Source organism: Sphaerotilus sulfidivorans, assembly GCF_013426975.1.
GTDB classification, from domain to species: domain Bacteria; phylum Pseudomonadota; class Gammaproteobacteria; order Burkholderiales; family Burkholderiaceae_C; genus Sphaerotilus; species Sphaerotilus sulfidivorans.
Genome location: NZ_JACCPY010000002.1, coordinates 1 through 16,298 on the forward strand (window position 1 = coordinate 1; position 16,298 = coordinate 16,298).

14 protein-coding genes are annotated in these 16,298 nt (G+C 68.9%); 11 read left to right on the plus strand and 3 right to left on the minus strand.

What is annotated here, in order from left to right:
- Both sucC and HZU84_RS01115 read right to left on the minus strand, forming a co-directional pair.
- The coding region (sucC, locus tag HZU84_RS01110; protein WP_180692740.1) for an ADP-forming succinate--CoA ligase subunit beta at positions 1-1,000 on the minus strand (1,000 nt) is incomplete at its 3' end.
- Between the two features lie 127 nt (positions 1,001-1,127).
- On the minus strand, positions 1,128-1,793 hold the full coding sequence (locus HZU84_RS01115; RefSeq protein WP_051631993.1) for a GntR family transcriptional regulator: 666 nt from the start codon (positions 1,791-1,793) through the stop codon (positions 1,128-1,130).
- Between the two features lie 103 nt (positions 1,794-1,896).
- On the opposite strand from HZU84_RS01115, the gene scpA reads away from it, so the two are divergent.
- The 11 genes from scpA to HZU84_RS01170 all read left to right on the plus strand — a co-directional run bounded on the left by scpA (position 1,897) and on the right by HZU84_RS01170 (position 15,375).
- On the plus strand, positions 1,897-4,056 hold the full coding sequence (scpA, locus tag HZU84_RS01120) for a methylmalonyl-CoA mutase (RefSeq protein WP_149504061.1): 2,160 nt from the start codon (positions 1,897-1,899) through the stop codon (positions 4,054-4,056).
- A gap of 141 nt (positions 4,057-4,197) precedes the next feature.
- On the plus strand, positions 4,198-4,581 hold the full coding sequence (locus HZU84_RS01125; RefSeq protein WP_241461986.1) for a GNAT family N-acetyltransferase: 384 nt from the start codon (positions 4,198-4,200) through the stop codon (positions 4,579-4,581).
- Positions 4,582-4,613: 32 nt separating this feature from the next.
- Complete coding sequence (gene meaB / locus HZU84_RS01130) at positions 4,614-5,654, plus strand: methylmalonyl Co-A mutase-associated GTPase MeaB (RefSeq protein WP_149504060.1); 1,041 nt, start codon at positions 4,614-4,616, stop codon at positions 5,652-5,654.
- A 74-nt stretch (positions 5,655-5,728) separates the two neighbouring features.
- Entirely contained in the window at positions 5,729-7,261 is a 1,533-nt protein-coding gene (locus tag HZU84_RS01135) for an acyl-CoA carboxylase subunit beta (protein ID WP_149504059.1), read from the plus strand.
- 25 nt (positions 7,262-7,286) lie between these two features.
- Complete coding sequence (locus HZU84_RS01140) at positions 7,287-9,362, plus strand: acetyl-CoA carboxylase biotin carboxylase subunit (protein WP_149504058.1); 2,076 nt, start codon at positions 7,287-7,289, stop codon at positions 9,360-9,362.
- 14 nt (positions 9,363-9,376) lie between these two features.
- A complete protein-coding gene (locus HZU84_RS01145; protein ID WP_149504057.1) occupies positions 9,377-9,841 on the plus strand; it encodes a VOC family protein in 465 nt (154 codons plus the stop codon).
- A gap of 77 nt (positions 9,842-9,918) precedes the next feature.
- Positions 9,919-11,172, plus strand: a complete 1,254-nt coding sequence (gene bioF, locus HZU84_RS01150; protein ID WP_149504056.1) for an 8-amino-7-oxononanoate synthase — start codon at positions 9,919-9,921, stop codon at positions 11,170-11,172.
- Positions 11,169-12,422, plus strand: coding sequence for a cytochrome P450 (locus tag HZU84_RS01155; RefSeq protein WP_149504055.1), 1,254 nt, complete (start codon positions 11,169-11,171; stop codon positions 12,420-12,422). The genes bioF and HZU84_RS01155 overlap by 4 nt, the downstream gene beginning before the upstream one ends.
- A gap of 130 nt (positions 12,423-12,552) precedes the next feature.
- Positions 12,553-14,445 carry a propionate--CoA ligase gene (locus HZU84_RS01160; protein WP_149504054.1) on the plus strand — a complete coding sequence of 631 codons (1,893 nt, stop codon included), beginning with the start codon at positions 12,553-12,555 and terminating at the stop codon, positions 14,443-14,445.
- A 148-nt stretch (positions 14,446-14,593) separates the two neighbouring features.
- Complete coding sequence (locus HZU84_RS01165) at positions 14,594-15,106, plus strand: ATPase (RefSeq protein WP_149504053.1); 513 nt, start codon at positions 14,594-14,596, stop codon at positions 15,104-15,106.
- A complete protein-coding gene (locus HZU84_RS01170; protein WP_149504052.1) occupies positions 15,103-15,375 on the plus strand; it encodes a hypothetical protein in 273 nt (90 codons plus the stop codon). Before HZU84_RS01165 ends, HZU84_RS01170 begins: the two co-directional genes overlap by 4 nt.
- On the opposite strand, the gene ybiB is transcribed toward HZU84_RS01170, so the two are convergent.
- The gene (ybiB, locus tag HZU84_RS01175; protein WP_149504051.1) at positions 15,347-16,297 is read right to left on the minus strand and encodes a DNA-binding protein YbiB; all 951 of its coding nucleotides are present in this window, start codon (positions 16,295-16,297) and stop codon (positions 15,347-15,349) included. The genes HZU84_RS01170 and ybiB overlap by 29 nt on opposite strands.
- Position 16,298: the final 1 nt, after the last annotated feature.

The window sequence follows — 16,298 nt, forward strand, 5'->3', positions numbered from 1 at the left end:
TCACCACGCCGTTGGCGATGGTGTCGCACTTCATGATGCCGCCGAAGATGTTGACCAGGATGCCCTTGACGTCCGGGTTCTTCAGCATCAGCTTGAAGGCCTCGGTCACCTTCTCGGCCGTGGCGCCACCGCCGACGTCCAGGAAGTTGGCCGGCTCGCCGCCGAACAGCTTGATGGTGTCCATCGTCGCCATCGCCAGACCCGCGCCGTTGACCAGGCAGCCGATGTTGCCGTCCAGGCTGATGTAGGCCAGATCGAACTTCGAGGCTTCGACCTCGGCCGGATCCTCTTCGTCCAGATCGCGGTAGGCCACGATCTCCGGGTGACGGAACAGCGCGTTGGAGTCGAAGTTGAACTTCGCGTCCAGCGCCATCAGGTTGCCCTTGCTGTCACGGTTGAGCGGGTTGATCTCGACCAGCGAGGCATCCGTCTCCATGTAGCAGCGGTACAGGTTCTTGAACAGCGACACGGCCTGGTCCACGGTGTGGCCTTCCATGCCGATGGCGCGCGCGATCTTGGCCGCCTGCTCGTCGGTCAGACCGGCCAGCGGGTCGATCATCTCGGTGATGATCTTCTCAGGGGTCGAGTGCGCGACCTCCTCGATGTCCATGCCGCCTTCCGAGGAGGCGATGAAGGCCACGCTCTGCGTGCCGCGGTCGGTGACCAGCGAGACGTAGAACTCCTTGCCGATGTCGGCGCCGTCCTCGATGTACAGGCGGCGGACCTTCTGGCCTTCCGCACCGGTCTGGTGCGTGACCAGCTGCATGCCCAGGATGTCGGTGGCACGGGCGCGCACGTCGTCGAGCGACTTCGCGACCTTCACGCCGCCGCCCTTGCCGCGGCCGCCTGCATGGATCTGCGCCTTCACGACCCAGACCGGGCCGCCCAGCTTCTCGGCGGCTTCCACCGCCTCCTGGACCGTGAACGCCGGGTAGCCGCGCGGCACCGGCACGTCGAACTGGCGCAGGATTTCCTTGCCTTGGTATTCGTGGATCTTCATCGGGGCGATCTCCTCGATCTTCGGGTGGTGAACCTGTGGGTGGATGCGGTGGGTGCTGGTCTTCTCTGCGGGCAGGGGACAGTCAGGCCGCGCAGGCGCTGCGGCACTCTGCGGTCCCAAGCTGACCTCAGGGTGACGCAGCCTCCAGGCCGTTCTCGAAGTGCTGGCGCATCAGCCGGCTGGCCGCCTCGGCATCGCGGCGCTCGAGCGCTTCCATCAGCGCGCGATGCTCCTGCAGCGATTCCTCGGGGCGGCCCATCTTGAACAGCGAGTGATGCCGGTTGAGCTTCATGACCTTGCGCAGGTCGGTGACGATCTGCTGGCGCCAGCGGTTGCCCGACAGCGCCAGCAGCTGCATGTGGAAGGCCTCGTTGGTGGCGAAGAAGAACTCGCGCTGGCCGACCTCGCGCTCGAGCCGCTCGTGCAGCGCACGCAGCGTGGCCAGATCGGTGCTGGCGGCCGAGCGCGCGACCTCGCCGGCCGCGTCGCTCTCCAGCAGCGCGAGCAGGTGATAGACCTGGCGCACATCGTCGGTCGACATCTCGGTGACATAGGCGCCGCGGCGCACCTTCATCGTCACCAGGCCTTCGACCGCCAGCACCTTCAGCGCCTCGCGCAGCGGCGTGCGGCTGATGCCGTACTCGGCCGAGAGCTTCTGCTCGTCGATCCAGCTGCCGGGTTCGAGCTCGCGGTTGAAGATCTGCTGGCGCAGCCGCTCGGCCACATCCTGATAGAGGGCGCGAGGCGCCAGGGCATGTTCGGGGTCGTGGGTGGGCAGGCGCACGGTGGGCATCATTCGGAATTCGGTCGGGATGATAGCGGACCGGGCTGCGGTCTTGAATTCATAATTATGCATCATGTATCATGGCGATGCACTGCGTCAGGAACCCCACAACATGTCGAACTCCCCCGAATTCCAGCCAGCCTCGATGGAACAGTGGCTGAAGGCCGCCGCCAAGTCCGCGCCCGGCGGCAATGTCGAGGCGCTGAACTGGGTCACGCCGGACGGCATCACCGTCAAGCCGCTCTACACCGCGGCCGACGTGGCGGGGCTGCCCTTCACCGACACGCTGCCCGGGTTCGAGCCCTTCATCCGCGGCCCGCAGGCCACGATGTACGCGGTGCGTCCGTGGACCATCCGCCAGTACGCCGGCTTCTCGACCGCCGAGGAATCGAACGCCTTCTACCGCAAGGCGCTGGCCGCCGGCGGCCAGGGCGTCTCGGTCGCCTTCGACCTGGCGACCCACCGCGGCTACGACTCGGATCACCCGCGCGTGACCGGCGATGTCGGCAAGGCGGGCGTGGCGATCGACTCGGTCGAGGACATGAAGATCCTGTTCGACCAGATCCCGCTCGACAAGGTGAGCGTGTCCATGACGATGAACGGCGCGGTGCTGCCGGTGCTGGCGGGCTATGTCGTCGCGGCGGAAGAGCAGGGCGTGTCGCAGGACAAGCTCAGCGGGACCATCCAGAACGACATCCTCAAGGAGTTCATGGTCCGCAACACCTACATCTACCCGCCGGAGCCGTCGATGAAGATCATCGGCGACATCATCGAGTACACGGCGCAGAAGATGCCGAAGTTCAACTCGATCTCGATCTCCGGCTACCACATGCAGGAGGCGGGCGCGAACCAGGCGCTGGAGCTGGCCTTCACGCTGGCCGACGGCAAGGAATACGTCAAGACCGCGATGGCCAAGGGCCTGGATGTCGACGCCTTCGCCGGGCGGCTCAGCTTCTTCTGGGCGATCGGGATGAACTTCTATCTCGAGATCGCCAAGATGCGGGCGGCGCGTCTGCTGTGGGCGCGCATCATGAAGGGCTTCGACGCGAAGAACCCGAAGAGCCTGATGCTGCGCACCCACTGCCAGACCTCGGGCTGGTCGCTGACCGAGCAGGATCCGTACAACAACATCGTGCGCACCACGATCGAGGCGATGGCCGCGGTCTTCGGCGGCACGCAGTCGCTGCACACCAACGCGCTGGACGAGGCGATCGCGCTGCCGACCGCGTTCTCCTCGCGCATCGCCCGCAACACGCAGCTGATCATCCAGGAAGAGACCCACATCACCAATGTGGTCGATCCGTGGGCCGGCTCCTACCTGATGGAGTCGCTGACGCAGGAGATGGCCGACAAGGCGTGGGCCATCATCGAGGAAGTGGAGGCGATGGGCGGCATGACCCGGGCGGTCGATTCCGGCTGGGCCAAGCTGAAGATCGAGGCCTCGGCGGCCGAGAAGCAGGCCCGCATCGATTCGGGCAAGGACGTGATCGTCGGCGTCAACAAGTACAAGCTGGCCAAGGAGGATCCGGTCGAGATCCTCGAGGTCGACAACATGAAGGTGCGTGACGCGCAGATCGCGCGCCTGCAGCAGATCCGCGCCACGCGCGACACCGCGGCGGTGCAGGCCGCGCTGGCGGCGCTGACCGATGCGGCCCGGTCCGGCCAGGGCAACCTGCTGGATCTGGCGATCCAGGCGGTGCGCCTGCGCGCCACGGTCGGCGAGGTCTCGGATGCGCTCGAGGCAGTCTACGGCCGCCACCGCGCCGACATCCAGAAGGTCACCGGCGTCTACGCGGCGGCCTACGATTCGGCCGAGGGCTGGGAGAAGCTGCAGGGCGAGATCGCGGCCTTTGCCGAGACCTACGGCCGCCGCCCGCGCGTGATGATCGCCAAGCTTGGCCAGGACGGCCATGACCGCGGCGCCAAGGTGGTGGCCACCGCCTATGCCGATCTCGGCTTCGACGTCGACATGGGCCCGCTGTTCCAGACGCCGGAGGAATGCGCCCGCCAGGCCATCGAGAACGATGTGCATGCGGTCGGCGTCTCGACGCTGGCGGCCGGTCACAAGACCCTGGTGCCCGCGATCATCGCGGAACTGAAGAAGCAGGGCGCCGACGACATCATCGTCTTCGTCGGCGGGGTCATTCCGCAACAGGATTACGATTGCCTGTTCGAAGCCGGCGTGAAGGGGGTCTACGGCCCCGGCACGCCGATTCCGGCCTCGGCCAAGGATGTTCTGGAGCAGATCAAAGCCCATGTGTCTGCGGCCTGAGGTGCGCCCATGACCTATCGGTGATCCATGCAACCTCCCTCAGCCGCTTCTGCCGCTTCTGCCGCCGGCATGCCGCATCTCCAGCTCACCCCTGCCGGTGAGGATGATTTCGAAGCCCTGCTGTCCTTGCGGATGGCGGCGATGAGGGAGAGCCTGACGCGGCTCGGCCATTTCGATCCGCAGCGGGTGCGCGAGCGGCTGAGCCGGGGCTTCAACCCGGCGCATGCGCGCCACATCCTGCGCGATGGCGATCTGGTGGGCTTCGTCGTGGTGATTCCGCGGCCCGGGGACATGCTGCTCGATCACCTCTACATCCATCCCAGCGCGCAGGGCGAGGGCATCGGTGGCTGGGTGATGCGGCGGGTGCTGGCGGAGGCCGATGCGCGGGCCATGCCGATGTCGGTGACCGCGCTGAAGCACACCGCGGCGGCGCGCTTCTACGAGCGCCACGGCTTCATCCTGGAGGCCGAGGGCGAATGGGACCTGTATTTCCGAAGGCCGGCGCATCCGGCCAGCGATCACTAGCGATCACACCGGGCGATCACTCGCCTCCTTCGATGACCGACGACTTCTCCCACCTGCCTGCCTCCGAGCAGGCCCTGGCTGCCGGCATCGCCGGCACGCAGCCGGCGGTGCAGCGGCGCGCGATGGCCAAGGCGATCACGCTGCTCGAGTCGACCCGGGCCGACCACCGCGCCCGCGCCGACGCGCTGCTCGACGCGCTGCTGCCGCGCACCGGGCGTTCCTTCCGGCTGGGCATTTCCGGCGTTCCCGGCGTGGGCAAGTCGACCTTCATCGAGACGCTCGGGCTGCACCTGATCGGCCTGGGGCACCGGGTGGCGGTGCTGGCGGTCGATCCGTCGTCGACGGTCTCGGGCGGCTCCATCCTGGGCGACAAGACCCGCATGGAGCGGCTGTCGGTGCACCCGCACGCCTACATCCGCCCCAGCCCGTCCTCGGGCACGCTCGGCGGCGTCGCCGAGAAGACCCGCGAGGCGATGCTGGTCGCCGAGGCCGCCGGCTACGACATCGTCATCATCGAGACGGTCGGCGTCGGCCAGAGCGAGACCGCGGTCTCGGGCATGACCGACATGTTCTGCCTGCTGCAGCTGCCCAATGCCGGCGACGACCTGCAGGCGATCAAGAAGGGCGTGATGGAGCTGGCCGACCTGGTGGTCATCAACAAGGCCGACATCGACCCCGACGCCGCCACCCGCGCCCGTGCGCAGATCACCAGCGCGCTGCGCCTGCTGGGCATGCACGCCCAGCACGGTCATCCCGACCGCGGCCATGAAGGCGCGAGCCTGTGGCTGCCGCGCGTGATCCAGATCAGCGCGCTCAAGGGGGCCGGGCTCGACGATTTCTGGAGCGCGGTCAGCACCTTCCGCGAACTGCAGCAGGCCAGCGGCCGGCTGGCGCAGCGCCGCCAGCAGCAGAACCTGGCCTGGATGTGGGAACGCATCGAGTCCGGCCTGCGCGAGCGCTTCCGCGCGCACCCCGAGGTGCGCGGCCAGCTCGGCGAGCTCACCGCCCAGGTGCGCGAGGGGCGCACCGCCGCGTCGGTGGCCGCGCGCCGGCTGCTCGACCTGATGACCTGACTCCCCCCGACCCGACCGACCCTTCCCGATTCCCGAACCGATTTCGAATCACGGACCCACCCGAGGAGATCCCCATGCATGACATCCAGCAGATGCTCGAAGCCAAGCGCGCCAAGGCGCGCCTGGGCGGCGGGCAGAAACGCATCGACAGCCAGCACGCCAAGGGCAAGCTGACCGCGCGCGAGCGCCTCGAGCTGCTGTTCGACGAAGGCACCTTCGAAGAGTGGGACATGTTCGTCGAGCACCGCTGTGCCGACTTCGGCATGCAGGACAACAAGATCACCGGCGACGGCGTGGTCACCGGCTACGGCATGATCAACGGCCGCCTGGCCTTCGCGTTCAGCCAGGACTTCACCGTCTTCGGTGGCGCGCTGTCCGAGGCGCACGCCGAGAAGATCTGCAAGATCATGGACCAGGCGATGAAGGTCGGCGCGCCGGTGATCGGCCTGAACGACTCGGGCGGTGCGCGCATCCAGGAAGGCGTGGCGTCCTTGGGCGGCTACGCCGAGGTCTTCCAGCGCAATGTCATGGCCTCGGGCGTGATCCCGCAGATCTCGATGATCATGGGCCCGTGCGCGGGCGGCGCGGTGTACTCGCCGTCGATGACCGACTTCATCTTCATGGTGAAGGACTCCAGCTACATGTTCGTCACCGGCCCCGAGGTGGTGAAGACCGTGACGCACGAGGAAGTGACCGCCGAGGAGCTGGGCGGCGCGGTCACCCACACCGCCAAGTCCGGCGTGGCCGACCTGGCCTTCGAGAACGATGTGGAAGCGCTGCTGATGCTGCGCCGCTTCTTCAACTACCTGCCGCTGAACAACAAGGAAAAGCCGCCGGTGCGCCCGAGCGGCGACCCGGCGCTGCGTCTGGACCACTCGCTCGACACGCTGGTGCCGGACCATCCGAACAAGCCCTATGACATGAAGGAGCTGATCGCCAAGGTGGTCGACGACGGCGACTTCTTCGAGCTGCAGCCCGACTACGCCGCCAACATCGTCATCGGCATGGCGCGCATGGAAGGCCAGACGGTGGGCATCGTCGCCAACAACCCGCTGGTGCTGGCGGGCTGCCTGGACATCAAGAGCTCGATCAAGGCCGCGCGCTTCGTACGCTTCTGCGATGCCTTCAACATTCCCGTGATCACCTTCGTCGACGTGCCCGGCTTCATGCCCGGCACCACGCAGGAGTACGGCGGCATCATCAAGCATGGCGCCAAGCTGCTCTACGCCTACGCCGAGTGCACCGTGCCGAAGGTCACCGTCATCACCCGCAAGGCCTACGGCGGCGCCTACGACGTGATGAGCTCCAAGCACCTGCGCGGCGACGTGAACTTCGCCTGGCCGAACGCCGAGATCGCGGTGATGGGCGCCAAGGGCGCGGTAGAGATCATCTTCCGCGAGGAGAAGAAGGATCCGGCCAAGCTGGCCGAGCGCGAGGCCGAGTACAAGGCCCGCTTCGCCAATCCCTTCGTGGCGGGCGCCCGCGGCTTCATCGACGACGTGATCCAGCCGCACGAGACGCGCAAGCGCATCTGCCGCTCGCTGGTGATGCTCAAGGACAAGAAGCTGGACAACCCGTGGCGCAAGCACGGCAACATCCCCCTCTGATCACGCGGCGCGAAAGCAAACCATCATGTTCAAGAAGATCCTGATCGCCAACCGCGGCGAAATCGCCTGCCGCGTCATCGCCACCGCCCGCAAGATGGGCATCAAGACGGTGGCCGTCTACTCCGAAGCCGACAAGGACGCGCGTCATGTCGAGCTGGCCGACGAGGCCGTGCTGCTGGGCCCGGCGCCCTCGCGCGAGTCGTATCTGGTCGCCGACAAGATCATCGCCGCGTGCAAGGCCACCGGCGCCGAGGCGCTGCACCCGGGCTACGGCTTCCTGTCCGAGAACGAGGACTTCGCCCGCCGCTGCGAGGCCGAAGGCATCGCCTTCATCGGTCCGAAGCACTACTCGATCGCGGCCATGGGCGACAAGATCGCCTCGAAGAAGCTCGCCAACGAGGCCAAGGTCAGCACCATTCCGGGCTGGAACGACGCCATCGAGAGCCCGGAGCGCGCGGTCGAGATCGCCCGCGACATCGGCTATCCGGTGATGATCAAGGCCTCGGCCGGCGGCGGCGGCAAGGGCCTGCGCGTGGCCTTCAACGACAAGGAAGCCTTCGACGGCTTCGCGTCGTGCCGCAACGAGGCGCGCAACAGCTTCGGCGACGACCGCGTCTTCATCGAGAAGTTCGTCGAGAGCCCGCGCCACATCGAGATCCAGGTGCTGGGCGACAGCCACGGCAACGTGGTCTACCTGCACGAGCGCGAGTGCTCGATCCAGCGCCGCCACCAGAAGGTGATCGAAGAGGCGCCGAGCCCCTTCATCAGCGACGCCACCCGCAAGGCGATGGGCGAGCAGGCGGTGGCGCTGGCCAAGGCGGTGAAGTACCAGTCGGCCGGCACGGTCGAGTTCGTCGTCGGCAAGAACCAGGACTTCTACTTCCTGGAGATGAACACCCGCCTGCAGGTGGAGCACCCGGTCACCGAGTGCATCACCGGGCTGGACCTGGTCGAGCAGATGATCCGCGTGGCCGCCGGCGAGAAGCTCGGCTTCACGCAGGACCAGATCCCGCGCCAGGGCTGGGCGATCGAGTGCCGCATCAACGCGGAAGACCCGTTCCGCAACTTCCTGCCCTCCACCGGCCGTCTGGTGAAGTACCAGCCGCCGGCGGCCGACCTGGTGCAGGGCAGCGAGACGCTGCAGGGCGCGGCCTACGAGGCCGGTCGCTTCGGCGGCGTGCGCGTCGATACCGGCGTGTACGAGGGCGGCGAGATCCCGATGTTCTACGACTCGATGATCGCCAAGCTCATCGTGCACGGGCGTGACCGCGACGACGCGATCGCCAAGATGCGCGCCGCGCTCAACAGCTTCGTGATCCGCGGCATCAGCTCGAACATCCCGTTCCAGGCCGCGCTGCTGGCGCACCCGAAGTTCGTCACCGGCGACTTCAACACCGGCTTCATCGCCGAGCACTACGCCCAGGGCTTCAAGGCTGAGGACGTGCCGCATGACGACCCGCTGTTCCTGGTCGCGCTGGCCGCCTTCGTGCGCCGCAAGGCGCGCGAGCGTGCCGCCGGCATCAGCGGCCAGCTGCCCGGCCACGGCGTCGAGCACGGCAGCGCGCTGGTGGTGGTGCAGCTCGGTGCCGACGGCCAGAACGTCTATCACGATGTGCAGCTCGGCGACTTCGACGCGGCGTACGGCACGATGAACGTGACCGTCGGCGGCCGGGTCTACGCGATCCGCAGCGCCACCAAGCTCGGCGAGATCCTGATGAGCGGCTCGGTCAACGGCCAGCCCTTCAGCGCCCAGGTCGAGCGCGGCTCGGCCAAGCGGCCGCTGGCGATCCGGGTCGCGCACAACGGCACCGCGATCGAGGCGCTGGTGCTGCAGCCGCGCGCGGCCGACCTGCACAAGCTCATGCCCTACAAGGCGCCGCCCGACACCAGCAAGATGCTGCTGTCGCCGATGCCGGGCCTGCTGGTGCAGGTGCCGGTGGCGGTCGGCCAGAAGGTGCAGGCCGGCGAGCGTCTGGCGGTCATCGAGGCGATGAAGATGGAGAACATCCTCGTCGCCACGCAGGACTGCGTGGTCAAGGAGATCCGGGCCGCGGTCGGCGAGAGCCTGAGCGTGGACCAGCAGATCATCATCTTCGAGTGAAGCCGGGAGCCCCGATGCAAGCCAAGCCCTTCAAGATCCTCGGCATCCAGCAGATCGCCATCGGCGGGACCGACAAGCAGCGGCTGAAGACCCTCTGGGTCGACATCTTCGGCCTGTCGGTCAAGAGCACGTTTGTGAGCGAGCGCGAGAACGTCGACGAGGACATCTGCGCGCTGGGCGAAGGCCCGACCGCGGTCGAGGTCGACCTGATGCAGCCGCTCGACATCGAGAAGAAGCCGGCCGTGCACGCCACGCCGCTGAACCACGTCGGCCTGTGGGTCGACGACCTGGCCCGGGCGGTCGAGTGGATGACGGCCAACGGGGTGCGCTTCGCGCCGGGCGGCATCCGCAAGGGCGCGGCCGGCTTCGACATCTGCTTCATCCATCCGAAGGGCAACGAGCAGTTCCCGGTCGGCGGCGAAGGCGTGCTGATCGAGCTGGTGCAGGCGCCGCCCGAGGTGATCGCCGCGCTCGGTTAAGCTCGCCGGCCTTGTGACGGCCCGGTGTCCGTTGTCTGCGGATGCCGGGCCGTTTCCATTCGGATTTGCCACTTTCCATGCTGATCGATCACCTGAGCCAACAGCTGCAGCAGCGCCGCGCGCTCGGCCTCGAGCGGGTGCGCCGCATCGCCGAGGGGCCGTGCCGACCGGATCTGCCGGTGAGCTGGCCCGGCACGAATGCCGATGCAGCGACCGATGCATCGCAGCCGATGCTGGCCTTCTGCAGCAACGACTATCTGGGCCTGGCCGCGCATCCGGCGGTGGTCGAGGCGCTGGCCGAGGGCGCGCGGCGCTGGGGCGCCGGCAGCGGCGCCTCGCACCTGGTCTGCGGCCACGGCCGTGCGCACGAGCGGCTCGAGCAGGCGCTGGCCGGGTGGCTGGCGCCGCTGTGGCCCGAGGGCGCGCGGGTGCTGGGCTTCGGCACCGGCTACCTGGCCAATCTGGCGCTGATGACCGCGCTGGGCGACGCGCGCACCACGCTGTTCACCGACCGGCTCAATCACGCTTCGCTGATCGATGGTGCGCAGCTCGCGCGGGCCGAGGTGCGCCGCTATCCGCACAACCGCGTCGACCGGCTGGAGTCGATGCTGCTTGAGTGCGCCACGCCGCTGAAGCTGATCGTCACCGACGGCGTCTTCAGCATGGACGGCGACCTGGCGCCGCTGGACCGGCTCTTGGCGCTGGCCGAGCGCCACGACGCCTGGCTGGTAGTCGACGACGCGCACGGCCTGGGCGTGCTGGGCGAGGCCGGGCGCGGCAGCCTGGCGCATTTCGGCCTGCGCGGGCGCCGGCTGATCCTGATGGGCACGCTGGGCAAGGCCTTCGGCGTGGCCGGCGCCTTCGTGATGGCCGATCCGGTCATCGTCGAGTGGCTGCTGCAGACCGCGCGGCCGGGCATCTACACCACCGCCGCGCCGCCGGCGCTGGCCGAGGCGACGCTCGCCAGCCTGGAGATCATCCGCGGGCCGGAGGGCGACGCGCGGCGCGCGGCGCTGCAGGCGCGCATCCGGCAGCTGCGCGAGGGGCTGGCGGCGCTGCTGGCGGCACATCCGGGCTGCGGCTGGTCGCTGCCCGAGTCCGCCACCGCGATCCAGCCGCTGCTGATCGGCGACAACCACCGCGCCGCCGCGCTGGCCGAGCGGCTGCACCAGGCCGGGCTGTGGGTGCCGGCGATCCGCCCGCCCACCGTGCCGGAGGGCACCGCGCGGCTGCGCATCACGCTGTCGGCCGCGCACCGGCCCGAGGAGGTCGCGCGGCTGCTGGCGGTGCTGGGCCAGGCGCTGCAGGACCCGGCCGGAGGCCCGCGATGAGCGCGGTCGTGCTGCAGCCCGGCGCGGCCGATCCGCATCCGGCCTATGCCGCGCTGCGCCAGGCCGGCCCGATCCACTGGAGCGAGGATTTCTTCGGCGGCGCCTGGGTGCTGACCCGCCATGCCGATGCCGAGCAGGTGCTGCGCGATCCGCGCTTCTCGGCCGCGCGCACCGGCGGCTGGGTGCGCCGGGGCGAGACGCAGCGGCGCGAGGCGGGCGCCTTCCAGCGCCTGTTCGCGCGTGCGCTGCTGTTCCTGGACGGCCAGGACCATGCGGGGCTGCGCCGGCTGATGATGGCCGGCTTCGATGGCCAGGCGATGGCGGCGCTGCGGCCGTGGATCGAGCAGCGCTGCACCGCGCTGATGGACACGCTGCAGGCCGAGCAGGCCGCCGCACCGGAGCGGCCGGTCGACTGGATCGCCGGCGTGGCGCGCCGGCTGCCGGCCGGGGTGATCTCGCGGCTGCTCGGCCTGCCGGCCGAGGACGAGCCGATGCTGGTGGGCTGGTCCGACGAGATCGCGCCCTTCCTGGGCGCGGCCGATCCCTCGCCCGAGGTGACCCGCCGGGCCGAGCGTGCGCTGGTGGCGATGGCCGGCTATTTCCGCAGCCATTTCGCCCGCTCGCCCGGCGCGGCGGCGCAAGAGCCCGCGGGTCTGCTGGAGCGGCTGCTGCTGGCCCATCGCCAGGGCCAGGCCGGGCTGGACGACAGCGTCGGGCTGCTGGCCCAGGCGACGATGCTGCTGTTCGCCGGTCATGAGACCACCCGCCATCTGCTCGGCAATGCGGTGCAGCTGCTGCTGACGCATCCGGTGCAGTGGCAGGCGCTGCGTGCCGATCCGGGCCTGGCGCCGGCTGCGGTGCGCGAGGCGCTGCGCCACCAGTGCCCGGTGCAGTACAGCGGCCGGCGGGTGGTGACACCGCTGGAACTGCACGGCCAGCGCCTGGAGCGCGGCGATGGCGTCATCGTGCTGATCGGCGCGGCCAACCGCGACCCCGAGCGCTTCGAGCGGCCCGACGACTTCGACATCGCGCTGCCGCGCCGTGCCTCGCTGGCCTTCGGCAGCGGGCCGCATGTCTGCATCGGCGCGGCGCTGACCCGCCTCGAGGGCGAGATCATGCTCGGCCAGCTCGCGCGGCGCTGGCCGCATCTGGCGCTGGCCCGGCCCGAGACGCCCGACTGGGTGCCCGACCAGCCGCTCTACCGCGGCCTGCGCTCGCTGCCGCTGTGGCTGCAAGGCCCGCCGACCTGATCCCGGTCAAGAATTTCCCGCCCGATCGCTGACGGCAGGGGCGGCTGACAGCGAATTGACAGGCGGACGTCAGGCGTGTCATTTTGAATTATGAATTCAGCCGGACCCTCAGGATTCAGGAGACAAGCGCATGACCGCCTACGCCGACTTTCACCGCCGTTCCATCGAAGACCGTGACGGCTTCTGGGGCGAGCAGGCCCAGCTGATCGACTGGCACAAGCCCTTCGATCAGGTCTGCGACTACTCGAACCCGCCGTTCGCCAGGTGGTTCGCCGGCGGCGAGACCAATCTGTGCCACAACGCGGTCGATCGCCATCTGGCCACCCGCGCCGACCAGAACGCGCTGATCTTCGTCTCGACCGAGACCAACACCGAGAAGGCCTACAGCTACCGCGAACTGCACGCCGAAGTGCAGCGCATGGCCGCGATCTACCAGTCGCTCGGCGTCAGGAAGGGCGACCGCGTGCTGATCTACATGCCGATGATCGCCGAGGCCGCGTTCGCGATGCTGGCCTGCGTGCGCATCGGCGCGATCCACTCGGTGGTGTTCGGCGGCTTCGCCAGCCACTCGCTGGCCAGCCGCATCGACGACGCCCAGCCCACCGTGATCGTCAGCGCCGACGCCGGCATGCGCGGCGGCAAGTCGGTGCCCTACAAGCACCTGCTCGACGAGGCGATCAACCTGGCCAGGCACAAGCCCGCCAAGGTGCTGATGGTCAACCGGGGACTCGCCGACTTCGCCCGGGTCGAGGGCCGCGACGTCGACTACGCGACGCTGCGCGAGCAGAACCTGGACGCGGTCGTGCCCTGCGAGTGGGTCGAGTCCACCCACCCGAGCTACATCCTCTACACCTCCGGCACCACCGGCAAGCCCAAGGGCGTGCAGCGCGACACCGCCGGCTACACGGTGGCGCTGGCCGCGTCGATGAAGCACATCTACCTGGGCAACCCGGGCGAGACCTACTTCAGCACGTCCGACATCGGCTGGGTCGTCGGCCACAGCTACATCATCTACGGCCCGCTGATCAACGGCATGGCCACGATCATGTACGAGGGCCTGCCGATCCGCCCGGACGCCGGCATCTGGTGGAGCCTGGTCGAGAAGTACAAGGTCACCGTGATGTTCTCGGCCCCGACCGCCGCGCGCGTGCTGAAGAAGCAGGATCCGGCCTTCCTGACCAAGTACGACCTCTCGTCCCTGAAGGCGCTGTTCCTGGCCGGCGAGCCGCTCGACGAGCCGACCGCCACCTGGATCGGCGGCGCGCTGAACAAGCCCATCATCGACAACTACTGGCAGACCGAGACCGGCTGGCCGATCATGGCCATCTGCAACGGCGTGGAAAAGGCGCCGACCAAGTTCGGCTCGCCGGGCAAGGCGGTCTACGGCTACGACGTGAAGCTGATCGACGAGACCACCGGCGAGGAGATCACCGAGGCCAACAAGAAGGGCGTGATCGCCGTCAACGGCCCGCTGCCGCCGGGCTGCCTGCAGACCGTCTGGGGCGACGACAAGCGCTATGTCAGCACCTACTGGTCGAGCATCCACAACAAGGTCATGTATTCGACCTTCGACTGGGGCGTGAAGGACGAGGACGGCTACTTCTTCATCCTCGGCCGCACCGACGACGTCATCAACGTCGCCGGCCACCGCCTGGGCACCCGCGAGATCGAGGAAAGCATCTCCAGCCACCCGAACGTCGCCGAAGTGGCGGTGGTGGGCGTGGCCGACCAGCTCAAGGGCCAGGTCGCGGTCGCGTTCGCGGTGCTGAAGGATCCGAGCAAGGTCGCCGGTCCGGACGATGCCAAGGCGCTGGAGGCCGAGATCATGAAGGTGGTCGACGGCCAGCTCGGCGCGGTGGCGCGTCCGGCCTCGGTGCGCTTCGTTTCGGTGCTGCCGAAGACCCGCTCGGGCAAGGTGCTGCGCCGCGCGATCCAGGCGGTCTGCGAAGGCCGCGACGCCGGCGACCTGACGACGATGGAAGACCCGGCCGCGCTGGCACAGATCAAGGATCTGGTGTCCTGACCGGATCCTGATCCGGGATCCGCGCCTTCGATCCGCGCTGAACCGCAGGGGCCCCGTGGCGACACGGGGCCCCTTTGTCTTGTCCCCCCTTCATCGGATCTTCAGAAAGGGTTGTGAACTCTGTCACATCTGATTACATAATCGATCCATGCCGCGCATTCACATCATTGCCGGCCCGCCGGGAGCGGGCAAGACCACCTTCGCCAAGGAGTACCTGCCCCAGGAGGCGGCCTGCCGCAACTTCGTCGACGCCGACCTGATCGCCGAGGGGCTGTCGCCGTTCTCGCCCGAACGCATGACGATGCGCGCGCACAAGCTGATGCAGATCACCATCGGCGACCTGCTGCGCCGCCACGAGAGCTTCGGCTTCGAGACCACGCTGCGCAGCCGCGAAGTCGCCAGCCAGATCCCGGAATGGCGCCACCAGGGCTATGTGGTGCAGCTGGTCTTCCTGTCGCTGAGCAGTCCGGAGCTGGCGATCCAGCGTGTCGGCGAGCGGGTGCGCCAGGGCGGGCACAAGGTGGCGCCGGACGCGGTGCGACGGCGCTTCGAGGCCGGGCTGGACAACTTCCACACCCTCTACAAGGACCTGGTGGACCTGTGGGTGCATTTCGACAACTCGGGGCCGGCTCCGAAGCTGGTGGACTGGAGCGGCGCATGAACATCTTCGGCAAGGACCGATCGGCCCGCAGCGGCCGCAAGCCCGGCGGCGATCCGGTGGCGCCCGAAGTCCTGGGCGCCTTGGCGGCTCTGCGCCGCTCGACCGAGATCGCTCGGCAGATGGCCTATCTGACCGGCACCGACGTGATCCTGGTGCGCGATGGCCGGCTGGTGCGCGAGGCCGGCTCGGAGAGCTATGACCTCGACCCGGATTCGCGCAGCCGTGCGCTGCCCGGCAATGTCAGGCCGCTGAACCGGCCGACACGCTGAGACCGGCGGCACACGCCGCCCGCAGGCAGGCCACCTGCTGCGCGATCGGCGCGGGCACCGGCTGATCGCCCGCCAACACCGCGCGCAGGTGGGCGGCGGTGCTGGCGGCATCGATGCCGGCGGGCAGCACCGGCAGCTCGACCAGCACGCCGTCCTGCGGCGCCAGCGAGGCCTCGGCATCGATCCGGCCGTCGCGGAAGACCTGCATGCGCGGCTGGCGGCGTGCGTCGGCCACCGGCTCGCCCTCGGTGCCGCGCATCAGCACCGCGCAGGCCAGGCTGTCGCTCAGGTACTGGGTCAGGCTGATCGCGTATTCCGGATGCGTGTGGTTGACCACCCGCAGCGCGCCGGGCAGCACCGGCAGGATCTTCGCGATGGTGTGGCCGCTGTTGCGCAGGCCCAGCACCGGCCGGATCGCCAGCAGGCTGGCCAGCGGCCGGTTCAGCGTCTCGATCGCGACGAAGGCCGGCTGGCCGGCGGCCCAGCGCGCCGCCACCGTGGCAGCGTCGGGGCAGGGCGGCAGGCCCAGCGCGGTGAAGATGGCCGCGCTGGTGACGCGCCCGGTCGGATCCGCAGCCATGCCGTGCACCAGCACCGGCACGCCCTCGCGCGCCAGCAGCAGCGCCAGCAGCGGTGTGAAGTTGGGCAGGCGGCGCGCGCCGTTGTAGGACGGCAGCAGCACCGCCGGCCGGCCCGGATCGGGCAGGGCCAGCGTGTGCGCCATCGTCGCGTCGACGAAGCCGGCGAGCTCCTCGGGCGTCTCGCCCTTGATGCGCATGGCCAGCGCGAAGCCGCCGAGCTCCAGGTCGGTGACGCGGCCGTCCAGGATGCGCGACATCAGGTCGTGCGCCTGCTCGCGGCTCAGCGAGCGGGCGCCGTCCTTGCCACGGCCGATTTCCTTCAGATAGGGGGCGATGCTCATG

Excerpts from the sequence above, each read along its gene's own strand:
- bioF (WP_149504056.1), top strand. The coding sequence starts at position 9,919 with ATGCTGATCGATCACCTGAGCCAACAGCTGCAGCAGCGCCGCGCGCTC.
- HZU84_RS01140 (WP_149504058.1), top strand. The coding sequence starts at position 7,287 with ATGTTCAAGAAGATCCTGATCGCCAACCGCGGCGAAATCGCCTGCCGC.
- HZU84_RS01115 (WP_051631993.1), bottom strand. The coding sequence starts at position 1,793 with ATGCCCACCGTGCGCCTGCCCACCCACGACCCCGAACATGCCCTGGCG.
- HZU84_RS01125 (WP_241461986.1), top strand. The coding sequence starts at position 4,198 with ATGAGGGAGAGCCTGACGCGGCTCGGCCATTTCGATCCGCAGCGGGTG.
- scpA (WP_149504061.1), top strand. The coding sequence starts at position 1,897 with ATGTCGAACTCCCCCGAATTCCAGCCAGCCTCGATGGAACAGTGGCTG.
- HZU84_RS01160 (WP_149504054.1), top strand. The coding sequence starts at position 12,553 with ATGACCGCCTACGCCGACTTTCACCGCCGTTCCATCGAAGACCGTGAC.
- HZU84_RS01165 (WP_149504053.1), top strand. The coding sequence starts at position 14,594 with ATGCCGCGCATTCACATCATTGCCGGCCCGCCGGGAGCGGGCAAGACC.
- HZU84_RS01145 (WP_149504057.1), top strand. The coding sequence starts at position 9,377 with ATGCAAGCCAAGCCCTTCAAGATCCTCGGCATCCAGCAGATCGCCATC.
- ybiB (WP_149504051.1), bottom strand. The coding sequence starts at position 16,297 with ATGAGCATCGCCCCCTATCTGAAGGAAATCGGCCGTGGCAAGGACGGC.
- HZU84_RS01155 (WP_149504055.1), top strand. The coding sequence starts at position 11,169 with ATGAGCGCGGTCGTGCTGCAGCCCGGCGCGGCCGATCCGCATCCGGCC.
- HZU84_RS01170 (WP_149504052.1), top strand. The coding sequence starts at position 15,103 with ATGAACATCTTCGGCAAGGACCGATCGGCCCGCAGCGGCCGCAAGCCC.
- meaB (WP_149504060.1), top strand. The coding sequence starts at position 4,614 with ATGACCGACGACTTCTCCCACCTGCCTGCCTCCGAGCAGGCCCTGGCT.
- HZU84_RS01135 (WP_149504059.1), top strand. The coding sequence starts at position 5,729 with ATGCATGACATCCAGCAGATGCTCGAAGCCAAGCGCGCCAAGGCGCGC.